Raw genomic sequence first — 19449 nt, 5'->3', positions numbered from 1 at the left:
CCGATGCGCAAAAGCCGGTCCGTGCCGGTGCCCGCTGGCACCAGCCTGACTTTGCTTTCACAATGTCGGGATGAGGCGCAAATAGGCAGGTCGCCCCAAAAAAGCAAGGCGCAAAAGCAAGCTATCATCGACGGCTGCGATACGGCCTGAGCGAAGGTTGAAATTTGGTTCCCAAAATATGGGACAATTTCCCACTGTTCAGCAAGTAGAAAGGTTTAAGCCGAAGCCAAACCTGTCTTGAACCGCGCGTTTCTGCCGGTTCTACAGTTTGGCACGACGCGTGCAAAGTCGTTTGCATGAGCCTGAACGGCTTCAACCACTTGCACATGAGGACCATGACCATGACCGAATTCACCAACCGCATCGCCGCCGCCGCCAGCGCATTTGCCCTCAGCCTCGCCCTGATCGCAGGCACCGTGAACGTCCCGCAGGCGAACAATGCCCCCGCCGCGCAGGTTCAGGGCCTGATCTGATGAGCCAGCTTATCAACCAGTTCGCCGCAGCGGCGGGTGCCTTTGCCCTCAGCCTCGCGCTGATTGCCGGAACCGTCAGCGTTCCCAACCATTCCGACCACAATGACGCAGCTTCGGCTGTCGCACAGGAGATGATCTAATGTCCCAGCTTCGCTTCGATGATTCGGCCCCTCGCCCTATTGAAACGTCACGCGGCTTCCGCCTCGACAAGGTTCGCGGCAAGCTGATGGGCGTTTGCGCAGGGATTTCGAACTACTTTGGCGTGGACATAACGCTGGTCCGCGTGGCCTTTGCCCTTGCCACCCTGCTCGGCCTTGGCTCGGCGATCATCGTCTATCTGCTGATCGGGTTGATCGCCGATTGACGCGCGACAAAGCCCCCTCGCCCCGCGCGCTATGACCCCGCTTCTCCCGCCCCCGGAGAAGCGGGGTTTCTTTTGGGGCACGGTGGTTCCAGTGCGAAACATCCTTCGACAGGCTCAGGATGAGCGGTTTTCAGCAATAGCTAGAGTTTATCCGCTCATCCTGAGCCTGTCGAAGGATGCTCGGCCACACACTCACTTCAAACCTGCGGCGATTTTGCAAAGGGCGAGAAGTCCGTGTCGGTATCGAACACTTCGGCACCTTCCCGCTTTTTCAGCCAGCCCACTACGGCGTAAGTCACCGGCGTAAGCCCCGCTTCCCATGCCACTTTCATCGCCCAATTCGTCACCATCACCATCAACACCTGATCCGTGGTCCAGATGCCGAGGAACGCGATGGGGTAGAACAGCATGCTATCGATGGCCTGCCCAAACACGGTCGAGCCGATGGTGCGGCTCCACATATGCCTGCCGCCAGTCCACACCTTCATCCGTGCCAGCACGAACGAATTGATGAATTCCCCCGCCCAGAACGCGACGACCGAGGCGAGCACGATCCGCCACGTCGATCCGAACACGCTTTCATAAGCGGCCTGCCCACCCCAATCCGGTGCAGCTGGCATGGCGACGACGACGTAGCTCATGAAAGCCATGAAAATCAGCGCGAAGAAGCCCATCCACACGCAACGCCGTGCGTTGGCATAGCCATAGACCTCGGTCAGCACATCGCCGATCACATAGGAAACCGGGAAGAACAGGATCCCCGCGCCGAACGTAAACCCGCCGACTTGCGCCAGTTTGGATGCGCCAATCAGGTTCGAAAGCAGCAGGATGGCCACAAATGAGGCCATCACATAGTCGAAATAGCGGAAGTGGCGGCGTGCGCTGGAGGTGCCATCGATGCGCGAAAGCTGGGGATCGGTCATGGGAAGCCACGCTAGCCCGGTTTGCACGATCCGAAAAGCATGCTTATGGGAACCCGGCGCGCGCCCGTAGCTCATCTGGATAGAGCGCGAGACTTCTAATCTTGAGGCAGCAGGTTCGAGTCCTGCCGGGCGCGCCACTTCCGAACAAAATCCCTGATGGCGGGGAACGGGCCTGACAGCAGAACGCCGCTGGCAACCATTGCGAAGGCCTGATAGCGCGCCGACCGATTCAGCAACCGGCCACGACTATGACGCTTCATGACACAGCCCCAAGCAAAACCGCTGCGCCCGGCAACAAACGCAAGACACGCGCCTTCACCGCATTCAAGGCCGTTACGTTCGGCATCAGCCTGATTGTCCTGCCCGCCGGGGCACATGCGCAAGACGTTTTCACCGGCATGGTCATCGCCGATAATCAGGAACTGGTCCTTGAACGGTGCCATGTTGGAAAGACGCGCTATCGCCTCATTGCAGCGCCAGATTCGGGCGACCCGTTGGCACAGTTGCGGGGCAAGGATGGGTTGGTTCAGGCCGACATATTCGCCCACTACCGGGCCGATGGTGATGGCCATGTGCTGGAGGTGATGGCGGTCGAGAACATCGAGCAGGGCAAAACGTGTCATCTGGTCGATGCCGTCGAGGCATACTTGTCAAGCAGCGCGCTCACGCCAGATCACGACGCCGATAAAGAGCAGTGGATGTCATTGGCCCTCGGCAACGCTGCTCCGCCAGAGGTGGAGGTGATCGGCAGCGGCGAATATGCCTATCGCTTCGTCCTGCTTCAACCACGCACTGGCAAGCCGGCGGCGGATACCGACTTTGCCCTGTCGGCCAGCAGGGAGACCGACTACGAGCTGCCTTTTGTGAAGGACGAGAAAAAGGTGTTTCAGGGCAGAACGGATGAGCAGGGGCGAACGCCGGTATTCCGCTTGCCAGTCCGCCTGCCCGATGCGGCTTTCGATCTGCGCGAACGGTTTGGCAGCGGGCCTTATGGCGAGACGTTCCACCTTACCGACCATCACGACAACGACCTGTTCAACATGCCCTATCTGCTGATAACTTGCACCACGCCGCCGCGCTTCTTTCGGGGCTATACCTATCCCAACGGAGATACCGTCTACACGGCCAGCGATGGCCCCATCAATATCCAGCTCCGCACGCTGGACGGCATTGAAGGACCGCTGCCGAGCAATTGCGATGACGGGAGAAGCAAGGACGGCGACGATGCTGTGCTGCCGACCGAGGACGGAGCGGCCAACAGCACGGGTAACGGCGGACGATGACGACGCCCCCCACTTCTACGATCCCTTGCGCGTTTGGTGCTGATCACTGCAAATGCAAGTGACGCCGATTGGCGCAAGGGCGTGGACATGCCGCGGACGTTATTCGCGCGATTGAGGCAGAAGCCATCCTGCCTGGCCGCATTCGGTTTGGGGACGCATTGTTCCGCTTCGGTCGATACAGATGGCCTGCCCTTCGCGATACCAGCTGTGTTCACCGTCTGAAACGGACACGCAGCCGATGCAGGCCCATGCCCGCCCATTGCCGAAACGATAGGCTCCGTCATAGATTGCCGGAATGACAACTTTCAGCCTGCGGTTGGCATAGCCGAGCTTATCACCGATCCGCACGCGCACGAGTCCGTCGATGAATTCATCGGGCGCATTGTCAAAAGTGGGCACGACCAGCGCACGGCCATTGCGCCGAACATAAGCATAGCCAACCCCTCGGATAACTATTGGAGCAAGTCCCCAACGGTCAAAATCGAGCTGCCTAAGCGCGGCTGCCGCAACCGCATAACTGCCATCCGCAACGTGGCGCGCGCAGTTGCCCAGTGGCTCGAACGTGCCGTCACGAAGCACCGTGCAGGACATGGCTTTGGTGGCAGAATTCTCAACATCATGCCCCGGATAAAGGTTGCTGACGCGCACATGGCCACGATGCGAAGCGCCCGCAGGATCGAATCCGACATGATCCACGGCCCAAGCGGGTGAGGCTGCCAGCAAAAGGATAGACGACAACAAGCGCAACATGCTGCTGGTTAGCTGGTTGACGTTGGCAGAACAAGGCGACAGCAGGTGGGCGCGGGTGGTTGGGCAGTTGTCATGGACGCGCGCAAATCTGCAGGTAAGACGCAGTCATCCAATCATCCCCAAAGTCCCATACGCAAGCTGCATTGAACCCGGCCAAGTTCGCAGCGGTCAGGCCCAGCGCGGATTCAATGCGGACGAGCGTCGCCAGAATGAAGTTGCGCTTGCCTGCCAAAGCCTTTTCCAGCGTCGAAAGGCTGATGCCGGCCTGATTGGCCAGCAGTGGCGTTACAATGCGCACATTTGCAGAAATGCAACGATATTCGTCCTTTGCAAATCCAAACTGGTGCGCATTGCGACTGAAATGGACCAATCATGCCGTTGGCAATCACTGGTCCCGGCAACTATTGCATGGCCCAAGCAAAGGTAAAAAAGCATGAACGGGCCGACGAACAGGGGTTTAAATGTATCGCGCTGCTTAAGCGCGATTGCGACCATCGTGTTGATTCTAAATGCATCGGCGCCTCTTGCCGCGTTGCCAAGTGGCAAGCTGCAGCACAAATTGCCAGCAAAGGCCTGCTCGTTCTCGCCCGTTACATGGGTGCGCGATGATCGTCTGCCACCGGTGATACGGTCGGCACCATCCTTTTCTGCCCCGATCATCGGCCGCATGATGCACAAGCGCCTACCCGATGGAGACGGTCTTCGCGGAGTGGGCATCGAAGTTACGGCGATCTCCGGCGACTGGGTGCAAATTGATGCGACCACGGCCGACCCGGAGCTCGGCACGCTTGCGACGCCCGCAGGCTGGATTGAAGTCCCCGACGTCTATTTTGTCATGCAAACGTCAGCGGGATTTTCCCGGCCTGATGCGAAAAGCAGGCAAGTCTATGCCACCGATGACTGGATTTACCGCAAGGCCATTCTGGGCATCCGTGACTGTCGCGGAGGGTGGCTGAGACTGACGATCAACGGCGATGCCGAAGAGCGTGAAAGCGAGAAGCCGAACATCGTGACAGCGTGGTTCCGTGGCTTTTGCGGCATTGAGGAAACCACCTGCGATGGTGTGGACCATGAGTAAGGCCATGCCGAATTCGAATGGCACGAGGACGGTGAGTTTTCCGGAAAACGCCGTGCTGATTGCGTCGCTGAAACCGGAATTGCGCAATGCTTCTGGCAGCAACACGAACGGGGACTTGAAGTGAAACAGGCGATTGTCTTTGCAGCGCTACTGTTCGCCACGCCGCTGGCGGCACAAAGCGGGTATGAACCGTTCGGGCGGGATCCGTCCGATCCGGTTTCAAGCTTTGCGATCCGCGACAAAGCCGGAAACGAGCAGCAGCATATGGTCACCCCCGCACCAGCGCCGGACCGTATTGAGGGGGAGCGCTGCCTTCCCAAAACGCGTCTGTGTTTTTCGATCAAAGGTGGCGATGCGCAGATGCGGCCGCAGCTTCGCATTCGGGAATTTGGAGGGAGCAGCGATCGTTCCTTGCCAATCGACCTGATCGTCGATGCCGACCAAAGCCTGGAGATATGGAGTCTCGGCATCCGCCGCGCCGGACACGAACGATCGGGCGCTGCGGGTGAAGCCGTGATCATCGGCATCGAGGCGTGGAAACATATCGCCTATTCCGGGGGCCGAGCAAGCAAGGCCACATTGTCGCTCTATCGAATTGACGGTGCGGGGACCACCGGAGCGGTTGCACGGCAAGTGCTGTCCGTCCCGCTTAGTGCAGAACAATCGATCCGTGCGTGCTTCAACGCCAAGGATGAAAAGGCGCGGCACAATGCCTGCCTGGACCTGACATCGGTCGAAGCGATGCTTGTGCTCGATCCCGACAACGCCGAACCGATGCCAGCGATGATCTATCGCGTTGCAACAGGCAGTTATCCATCGGACATCCCCTTCCGCGAAGTTGAAGATCAGCCCAAGAAGCTGACCCAGCAAGACCTGATCCCCGCGCGACACCCGGTCTGTTCTTACGAACGCAAACTGGCGTGGAATCCGGCAACATCCCGCTTCGAATTTGATCAACCCGCCCCGGATTGCCAGATTTTTGGATTGCAGCAGTGATGCGCGCGATCATCACACTCCTTGGCGCGGGTGTGGTTGCATCGGCCAGCGTTGCTTGCGCGCAGGACACAGCCGAGGCTGGAGCAACCTCCTATCGCTCTCGATTACAGCCATCCTGCGCTTGGGCCACCGAGCCGTCCGATGACCGGCACGACCGTCGGTGCTATCGCTCCGAAGCGGGTGAATACCATTTCCATATCCCCGTGGATCTGCGCAATCATGCTGAAGTTGCCGCACAAGTAGACAGCGTCGATGCTGAACTGTCCGAAGGGATGGACATGGCGGCACGACAGGATCGCGACGACGCCAAGGCAGGTGGTCTGGTCTTTTTGCCGTGGCAGGTAGACCTCACGTGGGAACTGGTCGGCATGAACCGGCAACTGGCCAGCCTGATCGCGACTGGCACCCTGTCGCCGCGTCCATCGCGCAATCCCCATGCCCAGCCCCACGAGGCCGCCGTCGCGATGCTGGTAGATCGCCGTAGCGGGCGCTTTCTGACCGATGCGACCGACGCATTTACAGACCAGATGGATAGCGTGCGCAGCACCTATTGCGCGCTCCTCGATATTCAGCGGATCGCCAACGCACTCAATGCCGATCCTGCTGCCGGGAGCGAGGGGCAGCCAAAGATCGTGGACGAGGACGGGCGTTATCTGGGAAAATGGTCATGCCCCTATTTCGGCGAACTTGCCGTGGGCTTTGCTGGTGAGAGCGGGCAGCCCTTTGACCGGATAGAACTGATCGCCGAACCCGGCATCGCCGGGCCGGAACGAGAGGGATACTACCGTGTTGCGATGAGAATTACACCAGCCCTGCTGGCGCAAGTCCGCCGGGATTATCGCGAAGGGTTTCGGGCAGCGAAGGATTGTGACGATTGCACCGATCCGGCGCCTGATCAGGAACGCTGAACTGTTCACTGCAGATCATGTGCGTCCGGCGATTGTTGCGCGCCGCGGCGATAGTGGCGCGCCATATCCTGGCCGGTCGGCACATTGCTGAATTCGGACCGGGTCAACCTTTTTCAATCACACTGCCGGAGACCTTCGTTGATGCCCCTCACCATGCCAGCACCGTTGCATCGCCTCCACCGCGTGGCCGTACTGCTTGCTGGCATAGCCTTGGCCGCAGCCACGCCGCCGTTTAGGGCCGACATCGAACCTCAGGCGATCACAGCCGCACAAGCGGCCTGCAAAAACAGCGATTTCGACAGCTTCCTTGCGCACTTGGCAAGTGCGCCGCCCGCAGCGCAGCGGGCATTTTTCGCCCGCAAGGTGACGATGACAACTGTTGACAGGCGCAAGTCGGATGGCAAGCGCCCGCAAGTGCGGCATATTGCAGGCCAACGCTTTACCGCGTTTCCTTTGGCTATGGTCAATCGTCACCTTGTTTATGCACAAGGGGGTAAGCCTGCAGCAGACAGCGATGGCACGCCCCAGTTCGTGCGCGTGACCCATAGACACCAGACCGCAACGCTGACGGACTATCCCGTGCACATCGTCAACGTATCATGGGAAAAAATCCGTTATGGCCCGCCTGTTGACGGCCGGTATGAAGGCGAGATCATCGGATCTTACGGCAGCAGCGGCCGCCTGCTGTTCGCAAATGGGCGTAGCAATTGCTGGGAACTGATCGACTCCTACACCACACTGCAGACCGACACCTTGCGCCCCAGCACGACCGGAAATGATCTTGCGCCTTGATTGGGGCGACAGCACAACTTTGCCCCTCAAAGAGTGTTGCGCCCTAGCCGGGGTGGAATATCGCTGCCACGGCTGCGGGTGCCGAGCGGAAATAACCATGAACATAGCTTGCCCAAAGCGAACCGTGCCGAAACATACCTTCCCCCACCACGCCTTCAGGATTGTGCGCGCGCCACAGGGGCGCAAGCGGGGTTTCAAGGCGTGAGTAGTGAAAGGTATGCCCCCGCAGCGTACCGCTGGGCAGATCAACCGCCTGAAGGCCAAGCGCCGCGAGCCGGGGCTGGATCGTTGCGGTACCGGGCATCAGACCGAGCATCGGCAGCACAAGGCCTTTGCCATCGTCAAGCGCATCGAGGCAATACAGCATGCCGCCGCATTCTGCGAGAATCGGCTTGCCCGCTGCGTGATGCGCTTTGATCGCCGCACGCATCGCCCGATTATCCGACAGCGACCGCAGGTACAGTTCCGGGTATCCTCCGGGAAGCCAGAGCGCATCGCACTGCGGCAAGCGCGCATCGGCCAGCGGCGAGAAGTAGACCAGTTGCGCGCCCATCGCTTCAAGGCAACCGATGTTGGCGCGATAGATGAAACCGAAAGCGGCATCACGAGCCACGGCGATGCGCGTCCCGGCCAGGTGCGGCGGCGGCACCGGTCCGAGTTGTGCGATGAACGGAACCGGATCGGGCAGCCATAGTGCGGCGTCAGACAGGCTCGCCGCGGCGCGATCAATGCGGCTGTCGATGTCTGCGATCTCTTCGGCCTGAACAAGACCGAGATGGCGTTCGGGCAACGCGGCGTCCGCATCGGGCGGCAGAGTGCCGACCCAGTGCAGTCCTTCCGGCAGACTTTCGGCCAGCATCGCAGCATGGCGTTCGCCACGAACTTTGTTCCCGAGAGCTGCCACCACCCGAACATCCAAACGATAGGTCGACAGACCGTGGGCCAGCGCGCCGAATGTCTGGGCCATCGCGCTACCATCGATCACAGCAAGCACCGGCAGGCCAAAGCGCGCAGCAAGATCGGCGGCGGATGGCGTGCCGTCGAACAGCCCCATCACCCCTTCGACAAGGATGAGGTCTGCTTCTTTCGCCGCTTCATGGAGCAGGCGGCGGCATTCCTCCTCGCCGCACATGAACAGATCGAGCTGATAGACCGGCGCGCCGCTGGCCCGTTCGAGGATCATCGGATCAAGAAAATCCGGCCCGCATTTGAACACCCTTACCCGCCGCCCGGCCTGACGGTGGCGGCGGGCAAGCGCGGCGGTGACGGTGGTTTTGCCCTGCCCGGATGCGGGAGCGCTGACCATTAGCGCGGGGCAGAACGCCGTGCTCAACGGTCGATCCCTTCCTGCGCACGCACGCCATCGCGGAAGGCATGTTTGACATCGCGGATGGCGCTGACGGTATCGGCAGCAGCGATCAGCGCCTCGTCCGCAGCCCGGCCAGTGATGACCACGTGCTGCATTTCGGGCCGCGCTTCGATTGCGGGCATGATCTCGTCCAGCCCGAGGTAGCGGTAGGTGACGAGGTAGGTCAGTTCGTCCAGCACGACGAGGCTGATCGCGGGATTGGAGAGGGCCGCCTTGGCCTTCTCCCACCCTGCCCGCGCGGCGGCGATATCGCGCGTGCGGTCCTGCGTTTCCCACGTGAACCCTTCGCCGCACTTTTCCCAGATCACGTCGGGGTGGGACGAAAAGAAGGCGCGCTCGCCCACGTTCTCCGCCCCCTTGATGAACTGGAACACCGCAGCCTTGCGGCCATAGCCGAGCGTGCGCGCGACCATGCCGAAGGCGCTGGAGGACTTGCCCTTGCCATTGCCGGTCAGGACCAGCAGCAGGCCCCTGTCCCGCTGGGCGGCGGCGATCTTGGCATCGACCACCGCCTTGTGTTTACGGGTGCGTTCGCGGTGAGCAGCGTCTGCTTCAGTGGTCACTTGCGGCTACTCGCGCGCAGTTGTGGGCGGGCGACCGAAAGCACCGCCAGCGCGCCTGCAGCGGCTCCGGTCCACAGCAGCGTGGCGTAGAGCGTGGGTGGGAAGTAGCGGCCAAGGCGCGGCATGAAGCCTGCCAGCGTGGGATCTTCAAACCGCCCGCCAAGAAAGTAGAACCCGCCGCTTGAGAACAACTGCGAAACCAACGTTGCGGCAACAACCAGCACGGTGAGTGCGGGAAGAGCAGAAGCACGTTCGCCCAGTTTTTCCGCGCCGAAACGCCCGGCCAACCACATCGTGCCATAGGCAGGCACCAGCATCCAGTAAGCGGGGGTGAAGCAGAAGTCCGACTGGCCGAACCAGCCGATCACCGTCACGTCGATGGCGAACGCGAGCGAGAACAATGCCGTAAACGCGATGCCGCGCCGCACAAGGAAGCCCAGCGCGAAGAAGCTGGCGAGGCTCGTATCAGGCAAGTGCATGACATTGCTCAGCGAGTGGGTGCGGGTGACGAGCATGACGAGCACGAGAATGCCGAACACGGCAAGATCGAAACGGGAATTGCGGACCATCGGTCGGCCTCCTGAAATATGGGGCTGAAATACGGGGATCAATGCTGCAAGCGCCCTGATCAGCGGGACGCACGGGAGCCTTAAACGCACCTTTGAGGTGCGATCAGGTGATGTCAGGTACTGGTCATCACAAGGCTCCCTTCGGCAAAAACGCACATGAGTGTCGTCCGCGAAGGATCAGCCTTCGTCCGCCCGGTGCATCCCGCCCGCGCAGAGAAACGACGATAACAGGCCGGTTTCCTGACTTCCCGGATCATCGCGCTTGTCGCCGCCTTCTCGGGACGAATCCCAATGGCATGATGGCGATGCGCTCACCGGTTACAGTTGCGGGAGCAGTGCCGGATCAAGCGGCTTTTGCCGCCACCCGGACTTCCCGATTAAGCCCTTTCGGGCACCCGTTACGCTGGCCGTGATAATCCAAGCCATTGATCCGCGCAAGTATTCGCGCTTGCAGCATGAAAAGTGTGCCGCTATCTGCGGTGCCGCGACAGGTTCCCCGAAAGGGGATCAAAAGGGAACGGGGTGCGATACCCCGGCTGCCCCTGCAACTGTAAGCGGCGAGCCGACCGGCCATTCACGCCATTGGGACTTCACTGTCCTGAGAAGGCGGCCGGACAGGCATTGACCCGTGAGCCAGGAGACCTGCCTGACGCAGTCGTTCTTCGTTCGGGCAGGGTGCACCGGACGTTCGAGGTTCCCGTCCGCAAGGGTGGGACAAGCCCTCGCGCAACGACAGCCACTGCCTGCCGGGAAGCCCCGCGCAGGAAGCGGGGCCGCGTTGCGCCTGATTGCAGGCACATGCGCTGGCGCGCGCTTCCTTCGCGGGTCGGAACGGCGGGTCCACGCCGTCTGTACCAGAGGGAGCCGCATCGTGCGCCTTACCCAATATTCTCTTGTTTCCGCATTCGCCCTGATCGCCTGCCCGGCCCTGGCCGAGGAGTCTGTTCCCGGCGAGGCACCCGATTCCTCCATCGTCGTCACCGCACTGCGCAGCCCGGTTGAACAGGACCGCGTTTCCGCCACTGTCACCGTGCTTGCTGAAGAGGCGATCCGCCAGCAGCAGCCCATTACGTTGACCGACCTGCTGTTGCGCACGCCGGGCATCAGCGTGACGCGCAACGGGGGCTTTGGCACCGCAACATCGCTGCGCATACGTGGCGCTGATTCCTCGCAGACGGTCATGGTGATCGACGGTGTGCGGATATCCGATCCCTCGGCCACGGGCGGCGGCTTTTCGTTCTCGAACCTGCTGCTTGACGACATCGAGCGGGTGGAAATCCTGCGCGGGCCGCAGTCCATTCTGTGGGGCAGCGATGCCATCGGCGGCGTGGTCAACGTGCTGACCCGTCGGGCGGAAAAGCCGCTGGAAGGCAGCATGGCGATTGAAGCGGGCACTCACGCCACGGTGAACGCACAGGCCGGGATCGGCGGCACCGGATCGTTGCTGGACTGGCGCGTGGCCGGATCGACTTTTACCACCGACGGGATATCGGCGCGCGGCAATGGCACCGAGCCGGACGGATACCGCCGCACATCGGCCAGCGGCACCGCCACGCTGAAACTGGCCCCCAACCTTTCGGTCGATCTGCGCGGCTACTGGGCCGATGCGCGCAACGATTTTGACGGCTCGACCGGGGATTCGCAGGTCTATGGTTTGACGGCCGAGTGGACTGGCTATGCCGGGGTCAATCTCGTTTTGCTCGACGGGCGGTTCACCAACCGCCTTGCCGTGTTGCAGACGGAAACCGACCGCGAGAACTATGATCCTGCGCGGTCAATCCGTCCGCTGAACTTTGATGCGCATGGCCGGGTGCGGCGCTTCGAGTACCAAGGATCGCTGCAACTGAACGATATGGTGCAGGCGGTGTTTGGTGCGGAGCGCGAGGAGCAGCGCATGACAAGTGCTTCGCCCGGCAATAACGGTACGCCCTATGCTTTGGTGCCGCAGAGCGCCGATACCAACAGCGTCTATGGCGAGTTGCGCGTTACGCCGCTGGCAGGGCTGACCTTCAACGGCGGCGTGCGGCATGACGATCAGTCGCGCTTTGGCGGCAACACGGTGTTTACTGGCGGAGCCGTCTACACCCCGAACGAAGGTCGCACCGTGCTGCGCGCCAGCTATGACGAAGGGTTCAAAGCCCCGTCGCTCTACCAGTTGTTCAGCATCTATGGCTCGGCAACGCTGGCGCCGGAAAAGGCCAAGGGCTGGTCTGTTGGGGCAGAACAAGCCGTCGGGGAGGTTCTGCACGCATCGGCCACATGGTTTGAGCGTGATACCGACAATCTCATCGATTTCGCCTTTTGCCCCAACACCACCCCCCTGCCCGCCGCCTGCTTTATCCCCGGCACCATGACGAGCCGCTTTGGCTACTACGCCAATGTCCGTAAGGCCCATGCCAAGGGGTTGGAACTGGCGGCGCGGGCGCATGTGGGCGTGCTGTTCGCTTCGGGCAATTACAGCTGGATCGCAGCGGAGGACCGCTCCCCGGGCAGCGCCGACCTTGGCCGACAGCTTGCCCGCGTGCCGCGCCATCTGGCGAATGTTGAAGGCGGCGTGGATATTCCGCAGGGCCTTCGGGCCAGCGTCGCCGCGCGCTATGCCGGGAAGACATTCGACCGGGCGGGCAGCGCGACGGTTCTGCCCGGATACTGGCTGGTTGATCTGCGTGCGCAGTGGCGCATGGCCGAACGACTGACGCTGAATGCGCGTGTCGAAAACGTGGGCAACAAGCAGTATGAGACTACGGGCGGCTACGGCTCGCTCGGGCGCGCGGTATATCTTGGCCTGCGGAGCCGTTTCTGATGCTGCGCCCGGTGGAACCCGTGGCGGCGGTGGTCGTCTGCTCTACCTGCCGCCATTCAACTGAGCAGCGCGAGGACGAGAGCGGGCGGCGCGGTGGCGCAGTGCTGGCCGACGCCATGCGCGTGGTGCAGCAGGCCGATCCCTTGCTTCAAACGGTGGAGGTGCAGGAAATGGCCTGCCTCTTTGCCTGCCAGCGCCATTGCGCCGTGCATGTGCGGGCGCCGGGCAAGATCAGCTACATCCTCGGCGGGTTCCAACCCGCCGAGGACGATGCGCGCGCTATCTTGGAATATGCAGCGCTTCATGCTGCGAGTGCGGAAGGCGTGGTGCCCTATGGCCAGTGGCCGCAGGGCGTGAAGGGCCACTTCATCACGCGCACACCGCCCGAAGGGTTCATCTGCACATGATCCGCTTCGACACAGAGCGCGACTTTGCCGAGGCGCTGATGGCCCTGCCGATGCCGGATCTGGAAGCGATTTCAGCAGCGTCAGAGCGGCAGGCGACATTGACCAAGCCCGCCGGGTCACTCGGCAGGCTTGAGGAAATCGCAGTATTCATGGCTGGCTGGCAGGGCACGGCGCAGCCCGCCATCCGCAAAGCGAGTGTCGCGGTCCTTGCCGGCAATCACGGGGTTGCCGCACGAGGAGTCAGCGCCTTTCCGCCGGAGGTGACCGCGCAAATGGTGGCCAACTTCCGGGCGGGCGGCGCAGCCATCAACCAGCTCGCGATTGCAGGTGGCGCAAGTCTTTCGGTGGTAGCGCTCGACCTCGACAAGCCAACTGGCGACATTTCGTGCGAGGCGGCGATGAGCGCCGATGAATGCCTTGCTGCACTAAGCGCGGGTTCAGCAACCGTTACACCCGACACCGACCTGCTGATCGTGGGCGAGATGGGCATTGGCAATACCACGCCTGCCGCCGCCCTGTGCCTTCAGGCCTTCGGCGGCAGTGCAGCGGACTGGTGCGGGCGCGGCAGTGGTGTGGAAGAAGCGGGTATCGCGCGCAAAGTGGCCGCCGTCGAAAGCGCGGTCGCTCTGCATGACCGCTATTGCACGTCTCCGTTCGAAACCCTGCGCCGCCTTGGTGGGCGTGAGATCGCGGCGATGGCTGGCGCAATCCTTGCCGCGCGGATGCAGCGCGTGCCGGTGTTGCTTGACGGCTTCATCTGCTGTGCCGCCATCGCGCCGCTGGTGGCGGCGCAGCAAGGGTTTGCAGCCCATTGCCTTGCCGGACACTGCTCTGCCGAACAGGCCCACGCACGTTTGCTTGAGCAGTTCGGCCTGGCACCTTTGCTGCAATTGGGAATGCGGCTAGGCGAAGGTTCGGGCGCAGCGGTGGCGTTGCCAATCGTTCGCGCGGCTCTGGCCGCACACAACGGCATGGCAACCTTCGCCGAGGCTGCGGTGGCGCAAGCGCTGTGACCTGCAAGGTGGTGCATCTGGTCCGGCATGGCCCATCTCGACGCACCGGGCTGCTTCTGGGCCACACCGATGAGCCGCCCGCCGATCCGGCAGGGGGATTGCAAGGGTGTGTGTCCGACAGCTTGGCTGTCAGCCGTGTCGTGAGTTCGGATCTGCTGCGCGCCTTGGCCGGGGCAGAAACGCTGGCGACGTTGCGCGGCGTCGAACTTTGCATCGACCCGCGCTGGCGCGAGTTGAACTTCGGCGCGTGGGACGGCCTTGCTTCGGAGGCTGTGCCACACACCACGCTTGCGCGGTTCTGGGATGACCCGGACGCATGTGCCCCACCGGGCGGCGAGCGTTGGTCCTGCTTGCGCAACCGCGTGGCTGAGGCACTGGCCGACCTTGACGACGCATCGCTTGTAGTGACTCACGCCGGAGCCATGCGCGCCGCTGTTTCCGTCCTCACCGGGCTGGACCACCGGCAGGTCTGGGCCTTCGATTTGCCTTATGGCGCGCTGCTCTCCATCAGGATCTGGCCGGGCAACGCGCCTGCAGGACAGATCGTGGCGCTGCACACCGGACTGCCGAGGTGAAGCCGCTACTGCTCGCCCTGCAGTTCATGACGCGCGTGCCGCTTCCCGCGATTGCGGCCAGTGACGATGATTTCGGCAGGGCGATCCGCTGGTTTCCGGTAGCGGGGCTGGTTGTGGGCGCAGCAGTGGCAGCGGCGGGGTGGCTTGGCGCACTGCACAGCCCGGCGCTTGGCGCATTGCTTGGACTCGTGATGTGGGTTGGCATAACCGGCGCGCTACACCTTGATGGCCTTGGTGACATCGCGGACGCTGCGGGCGCGGCCCACGCAGACCGTTCCCGGATCGGCGAAGCGCTGGCCGATCCGCATATCGGCAGCTTCGGGACGACCGCCATTGTCCTGCAACTTCTGGCAAAGTTTGTTCTGCTCCAAGCCATGCTCGAAAACGGTAGCACGGCTTTGATGGCGCTGCCCCCGCTCCTTGCCCGGATTGCCCCGATGGCGTGGACGCTGCTGCTGCCCCCACTCCATCCCGGTTTCGGCACCCTATTTCGGCGCGGCGCGAACTGGCCGATTTTCGGGTGTTGGCTTACGATGTGGAGCGGCATTGCTGCTTTCACCTGCCCGCTGATGATCGCTGCTGTGGCGGTGATCCCGCTGTGGGCGCTGTGGCTGCACAAGCGCATCGGCGGCATATCGGGAGACGGCCACGGCGCAGGCATCGAACTGGTCGAGGTCGTTGCATTGCTCATGCTGGTGCTGGGGCAATGAGCGGCCATTTCACCCACCACGGTGGCCGCCTTGCCGATGCCTGTGTCCAGTTCGGCGGCACTCCCCCAGACTGGCTCGATCTTTCCACCGGCATAAATCCCGATAGCTGGCGACCCGCTGCAACGCTGGCAGTGGATTGGCAGGCACTTCCCGATCCCGCCGCGCTGGCAACACTCGAACACACTGCAGCCAGCTATTTCCAGTGCAACCCTGCCCTTTGCGCCGCCGTGCCGGGCAGCGAAGTGGGCCTGCGCCAGCTTGCGCGGCTGCTTGGCCTGCTGGGACTATACCAACCGCTGGCCTATGGCACCTACGCCGCAGCCTTTGACCGCGCCGAGCCGGTTGATGACCTCTCAGGCCTGCCAAATCGCGCCTCTGCGCTGATCCTTGGCAACCCCAACAACCCGGACGGACGCATCCTTTCGCGTGACGCGCTGCTCTCGCTTCTCGCCCATCAGGAGCGGCACGGAGGATGGCTGATCGTCGATGAGGCTTTTGCTGACTGCGACCCAGACTGGAGCGTGGCAGCGCAAGTTGCTCCCGGCAAACGACTGATCGTGCTGCGATCCTTCGGCAAATTCTTCGGCCTTGCCGGACTGCGCCTAGGCTTTGTAATCGCGCCGCCAGACGTGCTTCACGGCCTACGCCAGCGCTTTGGCGACTGGCCGCTCCACACCGCCGCGCTTGCATACGGGCAGGCCGCTTATGCCGATACCGCGTGGATCGTCGCAACCCGCAATAGCCTTGTGGCTCGGGCAGCCGCTCTCGATTCCGTCCTGCACCACCACGGCTTGACGCCAAAAGGGGCGTGCCCGCTATTCCGGCTCGGCACCATGCTCAATGCCAGCAACGTATTTAACGCACTCGCGCAGCAGCATATTCTCACCCGGCCCTTCTCCGGTCACCCGACCCTCCTGCGTATTGGCCTGCCGCGCGATGATGCGGCGCTGAGCCGCCTAGACGCCACCCTTGCAAAGGCACCGCACAGTGGCTGAACCAGTGGCCCTTTTGGCGCTCTGCCTCGACGCAGCGTTCGGGTGGCCTACGCGCCTTTATGCCCGCATCGGCCATCCGGTCGGCGCTTTTGCAAAGATCATCGCCCGATGCGAACGATGGTGGAACCGGCGCGAGGCCAGTCCTGCTGCACAGACGGCGGGCGGTATCGCAACGGTGCTGGTGCTCATTGCGCTCGCTGGGCTTGGCGGAACTATACTGACCATCGCGGCCAGCACGTTTGGATCCTCCGGTTGGCTGATACTCTCCCTGCTGGCTTGGCCCGCGCTTGCCCAGCGCAGTCTTGATACGCATATCGTGCCGGTGATCGAGGCACTGCGGGCAGACGACATCGACCAAGCCAAAACCGCCGTCGGAATGATCGTCGGGCGCGATACGGCAGCGCTCGACCAAACGGGCATCTGCCGCGCAGCCATCGAAAGCCTTGCCGAAAGCTTTTGCGACGGGGTTGTCGCGCCGCTGTTCTGGCTGCTGGTGGCAGGCCTGCCCGGCATCTGGATCATGAAGGCGGTGAACACGGCCGACAGTCTGATCGGGCACAAGGAAGCCCCCTATCGCCACTTTGGCTGGGCGGCTGCGCGCCTTGATGATCTGATGAACCTCGCCCCGGCCCGCATTTCGGCACTGCTGATTTGTCTGGCTGGTCCCGGTGGCTGGAAGATCGGTTGGCGTTACCGCTACACCCACGCCTCACCCAATGCGGGATGGCCCGAAGCGGCAATGGCGGGCGCGCTGGGCGTGCGTCTCGCCGGGCCTGCCAGCTATGATGGTGTGATGCTGGCCAAACCGTGGATCGGCGAAGGCAGCGAGGCAAATCTGGAATCATTGGTACGCGCAAGGCGCGTCTATCACCGCAGTTGCGCGATCTGCTGGATTATCGCGGGAGGAGCAGCATGGCTGGGTTGATGTTACAAGGAACCGGGTCTGACGTCGGCAAGTCTGTGCTGGTTGCCGGATTGTGCCGGGCAGCCTCCAACCGGGGGCTGAGCGTGCTGCCGTTCAAGCCGCAGAACATGTCGAACAACGCCGCGGTCACCGCTGATGGCGGCGAAATCGGGCGGGCGCAGGCGCTGCAGGCCCTTGCCGCGCGGGCGGAACTTCACACCGATATGAACCCCGTCCTGCTCAAACCACAGGCAGATCACACCTCACAACTTGTGGTTCATGGCCAGGTACGCGGCACGCTGGGTGCGGCAAACTTCCGTGAAGGCAGGCGCAACCTCCTTCCCGAAGTGCTGGCAAGCTGGAAGCGGCTGCAAAGCCGCTGCGACATTGTGATCGTCGAGGGGGCTGGCTCCCCTGCCGAGATCAACTTGCGTGAGGGTGACATTGCCAACATGGGCTTTGCCCGCGCGGCGGACGTGCCGGTGGTTCTGGTGGGCGATATCGACCGGGGCGGCGTGATTGCCTCGCTTGTCGGCACACGCGCCGTGATTGATCCCGATGACGCGGCGATGATCCACGGCTTTATCGTCAACAAATTCCGTGGCGACCCTTCCTTGTTTGAAGACGGCTACACCGCCATCGAAGCTCTTTCAGGATGGCGCGGCTTTGGCGTAGTGCCTTGGCTGGCCTGCATCGCCAAGCTGCCAAGCGAGGATGCGGTCGTGCTGGAACGCCCGCGCCTTGCTGCGCCCGCGCGCAAGCTGATCGCCTGCCCGATGCTGCCGCGCATATCGAACTTCGACGACCTTGATCCGCTGCGACAGGAACCCGATGTCGAACTGGCAATGATCCCGCCGGGCAAGCCTATTCCGGCAGAGGCTGACCTGATCGTCATTCCCGGATCAAAAGCCACGATTGCCGACATGGCGTTCCTGCGCGCGCAGGGTTGGGACATCGACATCCTTGCCCACCACCGGCGCGGCGGCATGGTTCTTGGCATCTGCGGCGGCTTCCAGATGCTGGGGCGAACCATTGCCGATCCACTCGGGATCGAGGGTGCGCCAACGGAGGTGACCGGCCTTGGCCTGCTGGACGTAACCACCGAACTCACCGCGCACAAGGCGCTGCGCAATGTCAGCGGGATGGCTTTTGGGGCTGCGTTCGAGGGCTACGAAATGCACATGGGCGTAACGGCCGGACCGGACACCGCGCGACCGTTCGCCGTGCTTGATGGAAACCGAGCGGACGGAGCGATCAGTCAGAACGGACGGGTCATCGGCACATATTGCCACGGGTTGCTTGCCCGCCCCGCATTGCGCGCCGAACTGCTGCGCCGCATCGGCGCGCAAAGCGAAGGGTTGGATCATGGCATGACAGTCGACGCTGCGCTGGACGATCTGGCCAATGCCCTCGAACAGCACCTTGATATTGATGCCCTGCTGGCATTGGCACACGGCGCTGGACGATGACGAGCCTGCTGGTCCTTGGCGGGGCGCGTTCCGGCAAGAGCCGCTATGCGCAAAAACGGATCGAAGCCCGCGGCGGCGCTATGGTCTATATCGCCACGGCAGAGGCCAGAGACGACGAGATGGCGCAGCGCATTGCCCTGCATCGCATGGACCGTGGGCAAGATTGGCAGACGTTTGAGGCACCGATTGACCTGCCCGGCGCTATTCGCACGTGCGTCTCAGCCGATGCAATACTGGTGGATTGCCTGACGCTCTGGCTCTCCAATGTGATGCTGGCGGGCCTCAGCATTCCCACAGCACGCGATGATCTGATGGCAGCGGTCGAAACCTGCAGCGTGCCCATCGCCCTGATCGCAAACGAGGTGGGGCTTGGCATCGTGCCCGATAATGCACTGGCGCGCCGTTTCCGGGACGAGGCAGGATGGCTCAACCAGAAGCTGGCCGAAGCCGTCGACGAGGTGGTGTTCGTCGCAGCGGGCCTGTCGATGGTGCTGAAACCTTAGTT

24 protein-coding genes, 1 tRNA gene and 2 riboswitches are annotated in these 19449 nt (G+C 62.5%); of the genes, 19 read left to right on the top strand and 6 right to left on the bottom strand.

The features are described from left to right. The first annotated feature begins 335 nt into the window (after positions 1–335). From Q8R81_RS16225 to Q8R81_RS16215, 3 genes are read left to right on the top strand one after another with little or no spacing between them, the layout of a single operon-like run. Positions 336–473 (top strand): hypothetical protein, encoded by a 138-nt coding sequence (locus Q8R81_RS16225; RefSeq protein WP_305619566.1) that lies wholly within the window; start codon positions 336–338, stop codon positions 471–473. Then, the gene (locus Q8R81_RS16220; RefSeq protein WP_305619565.1) at positions 473–613 is read left to right on the top strand and encodes a hypothetical protein; all 141 of its coding nucleotides are present in this window, start codon (positions 473–475) and stop codon (positions 611–613) included. Before Q8R81_RS16225 ends, Q8R81_RS16220 begins: the two co-directional genes overlap by 1 nt. Then, entirely contained in the window at positions 613–837 is a 225-nt protein-coding gene (locus Q8R81_RS16215) for a PspC domain-containing protein (RefSeq protein ID WP_305619564.1), read from the top strand. The genes Q8R81_RS16220 and Q8R81_RS16215 overlap by 1 nt, the downstream gene beginning before the upstream one ends. Before the next feature lie 197 nt (positions 838–1034). Here the strand turns inward: Q8R81_RS16215 and Q8R81_RS16210 are convergent, their stop codons facing one another. Further along, the gene (locus Q8R81_RS16210) at positions 1035–1760 is read right to left on the bottom strand and encodes a queuosine precursor transporter (RefSeq protein WP_305619563.1); all 726 of its coding nucleotides are present in this window, start codon (positions 1758–1760) and stop codon (positions 1035–1037) included. 60 nt (positions 1761–1820) lie between these two features. Here Q8R81_RS16210 and Q8R81_RS16205 point away from each other — a divergent pair. Both Q8R81_RS16205 and Q8R81_RS16200 read left to right on the top strand, forming a co-directional pair. Then, positions 1821–1897, top strand: a tRNA-Arg gene (locus Q8R81_RS16205). Positions 1898–2008: 111 nt separating this feature from the next. Next, a complete protein-coding gene (locus Q8R81_RS16200) occupies positions 2009–3043 on the top strand; it encodes a hypothetical protein (protein WP_305619562.1) in 1035 nt (344 codons plus the stop codon). Between the two features lie 99 nt (positions 3044–3142). On the opposite strand, the gene Q8R81_RS16195 is transcribed toward Q8R81_RS16200, so the two are convergent. Together Q8R81_RS16195 and Q8R81_RS16190 are read right to left on the bottom strand one after the other, a co-directional pair. Beyond that, positions 3143–3793, bottom strand: coding sequence for a WG repeat-containing protein (locus Q8R81_RS16195; RefSeq protein WP_305619561.1), 651 nt, complete (start codon positions 3791–3793; stop codon positions 3143–3145). Between the two features lie 70 nt (positions 3794–3863). After that, entirely contained in the window at positions 3864–4091 is a 228-nt protein-coding gene (locus tag Q8R81_RS16190) for a helix-turn-helix transcriptional regulator (RefSeq protein WP_305619560.1), read from the bottom strand. 135 nt (positions 4092–4226) lie between these two features. Here Q8R81_RS16190 and Q8R81_RS16185 point away from each other — a divergent pair, with 135 nt between their 5' ends. From Q8R81_RS16185 to Q8R81_RS16165, 5 genes are all read left to right on the top strand, one after another. After that, a complete protein-coding gene (locus tag Q8R81_RS16185; protein ID WP_305619559.1) occupies positions 4227–4871 on the top strand; it encodes a hypothetical protein in 645 nt (214 codons plus the stop codon). Beyond that, positions 4864–4995, top strand: a complete 132-nt coding sequence (locus Q8R81_RS16180; protein ID WP_305619558.1) for a hypothetical protein — start codon at positions 4864–4866, stop codon at positions 4993–4995. Before Q8R81_RS16185 ends, Q8R81_RS16180 begins: the two co-directional genes overlap by 8 nt. Next, the gene (locus tag Q8R81_RS16175) at positions 4992–5867 is read left to right on the top strand and encodes a hypothetical protein (RefSeq protein WP_305619557.1); all 876 of its coding nucleotides are present in this window, start codon (positions 4992–4994) and stop codon (positions 5865–5867) included. The genes Q8R81_RS16180 and Q8R81_RS16175 overlap by 4 nt, the downstream gene beginning before the upstream one ends. Further along, on the top strand, positions 5867–6775 hold the full coding sequence (locus Q8R81_RS16170) for a hypothetical protein (protein ID WP_305619556.1): 909 nt from the start codon (positions 5867–5869) through the stop codon (positions 6773–6775). The genes Q8R81_RS16175 and Q8R81_RS16170 overlap by 1 nt, the downstream gene beginning before the upstream one ends. 183 nt (positions 6776–6958) lie before the next feature. Then, positions 6959–7567, top strand: a complete 609-nt coding sequence (locus Q8R81_RS16165) for a hypothetical protein (protein ID WP_305619555.1) — start codon at positions 6959–6961, stop codon at positions 7565–7567. A gap of 43 nt (positions 7568–7610) precedes the next feature. On the opposite strand, the gene Q8R81_RS16160 is transcribed toward Q8R81_RS16165, so the two are convergent. The 3 genes from Q8R81_RS16160 to Q8R81_RS16150 are packed head-to-tail and all read right to left on the bottom strand — an operon-like array spanning position 7611 to position 10068. Next, the gene (locus Q8R81_RS16160) at positions 7611–8900 is read right to left on the bottom strand and encodes a cobyrinate a,c-diamide synthase (RefSeq protein ID WP_305619554.1); all 1290 of its coding nucleotides are present in this window, start codon (positions 8898–8900) and stop codon (positions 7611–7613) included. Further along, positions 8897–9499, bottom strand: a complete 603-nt coding sequence (gene cobO / locus Q8R81_RS16155) for a cob(I)yrinic acid a,c-diamide adenosyltransferase (RefSeq protein ID WP_305619553.1) — start codon at positions 9497–9499, stop codon at positions 8897–8899. The genes Q8R81_RS16160 and cobO overlap by 4 nt, the downstream gene beginning before the upstream one ends. Beyond that, positions 9496–10068, bottom strand: coding sequence for a hypothetical protein (locus Q8R81_RS16150; RefSeq protein ID WP_305619552.1), 573 nt, complete (start codon positions 10066–10068; stop codon positions 9496–9498). The genes cobO and Q8R81_RS16150 overlap by 4 nt, the downstream gene beginning before the upstream one ends. Before the next feature lie 212 nt (positions 10069–10280). Then, a riboswitch (cobalamin riboswitch) is annotated at positions 10281–10482 on the bottom strand. Positions 10483–10540: 58 nt separating this feature from the next. After that, positions 10541–10733, top strand: a riboswitch (cobalamin riboswitch). Between the two features lie 206 nt (positions 10734–10939). On the opposite strand from Q8R81_RS16150, the gene Q8R81_RS16145 reads away from it, so the two are divergent. From Q8R81_RS16145 to cobU, 9 genes are read left to right on the top strand one after another with little or no spacing between them, the layout of a single operon-like run. Then, positions 10940–12871, top strand: coding sequence for a TonB-dependent siderophore receptor (locus Q8R81_RS16145; protein WP_305619551.1), 1932 nt, complete (start codon positions 10940–10942; stop codon positions 12869–12871). Further along, positions 12871–13278 carry a DUF1636 domain-containing protein gene (locus Q8R81_RS16140; RefSeq protein ID WP_305619550.1) on the top strand — a complete coding sequence of 136 codons (408 nt, stop codon included), beginning with the start codon at positions 12871–12873 and terminating at the stop codon, positions 13276–13278. Before Q8R81_RS16145 ends, Q8R81_RS16140 begins: the two co-directional genes overlap by 1 nt. After that, positions 13275–14291, top strand: a complete 1017-nt coding sequence (gene cobT / locus Q8R81_RS16135) for a nicotinate-nucleotide--dimethylbenzimidazole phosphoribosyltransferase (RefSeq protein WP_305619549.1) — start codon at positions 13275–13277, stop codon at positions 14289–14291. Before Q8R81_RS16140 ends, cobT begins: the two co-directional genes overlap by 4 nt. Beyond that, positions 14288–14866: a histidine phosphatase family protein gene (locus tag Q8R81_RS16130; RefSeq protein WP_305619548.1), complete on the top strand. Its 579-nt coding sequence runs from the start codon at positions 14288–14290 to the stop codon at positions 14864–14866. Before cobT ends, Q8R81_RS16130 begins: the two co-directional genes overlap by 4 nt. Continuing rightward, a complete protein-coding gene (locus Q8R81_RS16125; RefSeq protein WP_305619547.1) occupies positions 14863–15576 on the top strand; it encodes an adenosylcobinamide-GDP ribazoletransferase in 714 nt (237 codons plus the stop codon). The genes Q8R81_RS16130 and Q8R81_RS16125 overlap by 4 nt, the downstream gene beginning before the upstream one ends. Beyond that, on the top strand, positions 15573–16571 hold the full coding sequence (locus Q8R81_RS16120; protein ID WP_305619546.1) for a threonine-phosphate decarboxylase: 999 nt from the start codon (positions 15573–15575) through the stop codon (positions 16569–16571). The genes Q8R81_RS16125 and Q8R81_RS16120 overlap by 4 nt, the downstream gene beginning before the upstream one ends. Continuing rightward, positions 16564–17496 (top strand): adenosylcobinamide-phosphate synthase CbiB, encoded by a 933-nt coding sequence (gene cbiB / locus Q8R81_RS16115; RefSeq protein ID WP_305619545.1) that lies wholly within the window; start codon positions 16564–16566, stop codon positions 17494–17496. The genes Q8R81_RS16120 and cbiB overlap by 8 nt, the downstream gene beginning before the upstream one ends. Beyond that, complete coding sequence (locus tag Q8R81_RS16110) at positions 17484–18944, top strand: cobyric acid synthase (RefSeq protein ID WP_305619544.1); 1461 nt, start codon at positions 17484–17486, stop codon at positions 18942–18944. The genes cbiB and Q8R81_RS16110 overlap by 13 nt, the downstream gene beginning before the upstream one ends. Next, positions 18941–19447 carry a bifunctional adenosylcobinamide kinase/adenosylcobinamide-phosphate guanylyltransferase gene (gene cobU, locus Q8R81_RS16105; RefSeq protein WP_305619543.1) on the top strand — a complete coding sequence of 169 codons (507 nt, stop codon included), beginning with the start codon at positions 18941–18943 and terminating at the stop codon, positions 19445–19447. Before Q8R81_RS16110 ends, cobU begins: the two co-directional genes overlap by 4 nt. Positions 19448–19449 lie beyond the last annotated feature (2 nt).

Origin of the sequence: Novosphingobium sp. (assembly GCF_030696665.1) — a bacterium.
Lineage (GTDB): Bacteria > Pseudomonadota > Alphaproteobacteria > Sphingomonadales > Sphingomonadaceae > Novosphingobium.
Note: the sequence above shows the minus strand (reverse complement) of the source record. Positions and strands in the feature narration are given on the sequence as shown.

Bases quoted from the DNA above. Each gene is read 5' to 3' on its own strand.
- Q8R81_RS16225 (WP_305619566.1), top strand. From the start codon at position 336: ATGACCATGACCGAATTCACCAACCGCATCGCCGCCGCCGCCAGCGCA.
- Q8R81_RS16220 (WP_305619565.1), top strand. From the start codon at position 473: ATGAGCCAGCTTATCAACCAGTTCGCCGCAGCGGCGGGTGCCTTTGCC.
- Q8R81_RS16215 (WP_305619564.1), top strand. From the start codon at position 613: ATGTCCCAGCTTCGCTTCGATGATTCGGCCCCTCGCCCTATTGAAACG.
- Q8R81_RS16210 (WP_305619563.1), bottom strand. From the start codon at position 1,760: ATGACCGATCCCCAGCTTTCGCGCATCGATGGCACCTCCAGCGCACGC.
- Q8R81_RS16200 (WP_305619562.1), top strand. From the start codon at position 2,009: ATGACGCTTCATGACACAGCCCCAAGCAAAACCGCTGCGCCCGGCAAC.
- Q8R81_RS16195 (WP_305619561.1), bottom strand. From the start codon at position 3,793: ATGTTGCGCTTGTTGTCGTCTATCCTTTTGCTGGCAGCCTCACCCGCT.
- Q8R81_RS16185 (WP_305619559.1), top strand. From the start codon at position 4,227: ATGAACGGGCCGACGAACAGGGGTTTAAATGTATCGCGCTGCTTAAGC.
- Q8R81_RS16180 (WP_305619558.1), top strand. From the start codon at position 4,864: ATGAGTAAGGCCATGCCGAATTCGAATGGCACGAGGACGGTGAGTTTT.
- Q8R81_RS16170 (WP_305619556.1), top strand. From the start codon at position 5,867: ATGCGCGCGATCATCACACTCCTTGGCGCGGGTGTGGTTGCATCGGCC.
- Q8R81_RS16150 (WP_305619552.1), bottom strand. From the start codon at position 10,068: ATGGTCCGCAATTCCCGTTTCGATCTTGCCGTGTTCGGCATTCTCGTG.
- Q8R81_RS16140 (WP_305619550.1), top strand. From the start codon at position 12,871: ATGCTGCGCCCGGTGGAACCCGTGGCGGCGGTGGTCGTCTGCTCTACC.
- cobT (WP_305619549.1), top strand. From the start codon at position 13,275: ATGATCCGCTTCGACACAGAGCGCGACTTTGCCGAGGCGCTGATGGCC.
- Q8R81_RS16120 (WP_305619546.1), top strand. From the start codon at position 15,573: ATGAGCGGCCATTTCACCCACCACGGTGGCCGCCTTGCCGATGCCTGT.
- Q8R81_RS16110 (WP_305619544.1), top strand. From the start codon at position 17,484: ATGGCTGGGTTGATGTTACAAGGAACCGGGTCTGACGTCGGCAAGTCT.
- cobU (WP_305619543.1), top strand. From the start codon at position 18,941: ATGACGAGCCTGCTGGTCCTTGGCGGGGCGCGTTCCGGCAAGAGCCGC.